Annotated in this window: 2 protein-coding genes and 1 pseudogene; 1 reads left to right on the top strand and 2 read right to left on the bottom strand. The window is 72.1% G+C overall.

Features of this window, described 5'->3' with window-relative positions; translation table 11 throughout:
* Window positions 1-265: transposase (locus ACTHMS_RS19020; RefSeq protein WP_440308234.1), on the top strand; the 265-nt coding region annotated here is incomplete at its 5' end.
* A 91-nt stretch (window positions 266-356) separates the two neighbouring features.
* Here ACTHMS_RS19020 and ACTHMS_RS19015 read toward each other — a convergent pair.
* Together ACTHMS_RS19015 and ACTHMS_RS19010 are read right to left on the bottom strand one after the other, a co-directional pair.
* A complete protein-coding gene (locus ACTHMS_RS19015; protein ID WP_440308233.1) occupies window positions 357-1,763 on the bottom strand; it encodes an acyl-CoA carboxylase subunit beta in 1,407 nt (468 codons plus the stop codon).
* Window positions 1,764-1,768: 5 nt separating this feature from the next.
* Window positions 1,769-2,035, bottom strand: a pseudogene (locus ACTHMS_RS19010) (beta-ketoacyl-ACP synthase); the annotation flags it as partial.

The raw sequence follows: 2,035 nt of genomic DNA, 5'->3' as shown, positions 1-2,035 counted from the left end.
GATCACCGACCTCAGCGCCGGCGTCCCCAAGGTGCTCACCGAGCTCACCACCCTGGGCCGGACCCTGAAGAAGCGAGCCGCTGACGTGCTCGCCTACTTCGAACGACCCGGCACCAGCAACGGGCCGACCGAGGCGCTCAACGGACGGCTCGAACACCTGCGCGGCTCCGCACTCGGGTTTCGCAACCTGACCAACTACATCGCCCGAAGCCTGCTCGAGACCGGCGGCTTCAAACCCCAACTCCTACACCCCCGATTGGGATGAGCCGGTTTTCGGCCTGGGAACAGACCACGACGGCCGGGAAGGCGATGCTTCCCGGCCGTCGCGGCGCGTTGATCGTCCGGCAGTCCGGCTGCTACAGCGGGATGTTGCCGTGCGCGCCGCGTCCGGGCGGCGCGGCGGCGAGGGCGGCGGCGAGCGCCGAGCGGGTGGTCGGGGGCTCGATGAGCTCGTCGACGACGCCGATCTCGATGGCACGGCCGACGCCGCCGGCGATGCGCTCGTGCTCCTCGGCCAGCTGCGCGTGCAGCGCCTCGCGCTCACCGGGGGGCGCCGCGGCGAGCTTCTTGCGGTGCAGGATGCCGACGGCCGCGGTGGCGCCCATGACGGCCACCTCGGCGCCCGGCCACGCGAAGACGCGGGTCGCGCCCAGCGCGCGCGAGTTCATCGCGATGTACGCGCCGCCGTAGGTCTTGCGGGTCACCAGCGTCACGCGCGGCACGACCGACTCGCCGAACGCGTGCAGCAGCTTGGCGCCGCGGCGCACGATGCCGTCCCACTCCTGCCCGACGCCGGGCAGGTACCCGGGCACGTCGACCAGCACGACGAGCGGCACGCCGAACGCGTCGCACATGCGCACGAAGCGAGCGGCCTTCTCGGCCGACGGCGAGTCGAGGCAGCCGCCCAGCCGCAACGGGTTGTTCGCGATGACACCGACGGTGCGCCCCGTCAGCCGGCCGAGGCCGGTGACCACGTTCGGCGCCCACCGGGCGTGCAGTTCGAGGAACGCGCCGTCGTCGAGCAGTCCCTCGACCAGCGGGTGCACGTCGTAGGCACGCTTCGGGTTGTCCGGCAGCAGCGCCTGCAGGTCGTGGCCCGGACCGGTCTGCGCGAGGTCGAACGAGCGCTGGTCGGCGAGCAGCGACACCGCCTGCCGGGCCGCGTCCAGTGCGTGCTCGTCGTTCGCGGTGGTGATGTGGACGACGCCGCTGCGGCGCCCGTGCGTGTCAGGGCCGCCGAGTGATTCCATGTCGACGTTCTCGCCGGTGACCGAGCGGACGACGTCCGGGCCGGTGACGAAGACACGACCGCCCGTCGACATGATCACCAGGTCGGTGAGGGCCGGGCCGTACGCCGCGCCCCCGGCCGCCGGGCCGAGCACGACCGAGATCTGGGGGACGCGTCCGGACGCCCGGATCATCGCCTGGAACACCAGGCCGACCGCGTGCAGGGCCTCGACACCCTCGGCCAGCCGCGCGCCGCCCGAGTGCCAGAGCCCGAGCACCGGCACGCGCTCGCGCACGGCAAGGTCGATGGTGTCGACGATGTGCCGGCAGCCGTCCTTGCCCATCGCACCGCCCATGACGGTGGCGTCGGTGCAGAACGCGGTGACGGGGTTGCCGTCGATGCGTCCGCGGGCGCCCAGCACACCGCTGGTGTCGGGCTCGTGCAGCGCCTCGAAGCTGCCCTCGTCGAAGAGCAGTTCCAGGCGATGGCGCGGGTCGCGCGGGTCGATGGTGGGAACGACTGCGAGCGCGGTCATGGTGATCAGACCTTCCGGAACAGCAGTGAGACGTTGTGGCCGCCGAAGCCGAACGAGTTGTTCAGTGCGGCGGGGACGGGCATCTCGCGGGCCTCGCGCGGCACGTCGACGCGCACGTCGTCGTCCGGGTCGTCGAGGTTGATCGTCGGCGGCACGACGTCGTGCTTCACCGACAGGACGGTGGCGATGGACTCGATCGCCCCCGCAGCGCCGAGCAGGTGCCCGGTCATCGACTTCGTCGACGTGACGACGACCTGGTCGCCGAGCAACTC

It is taken from the genome of Jatrophihabitans sp. (genome assembly GCF_051960575.1).
Lineage (GTDB): Bacteria > Actinomycetota > Actinomycetes > Mycobacteriales > Jatrophihabitantaceae > JBQCEE01.
Note: the sequence above shows the minus strand (reverse complement) of the source record. Positions and strands in the feature narration are given on the sequence as shown.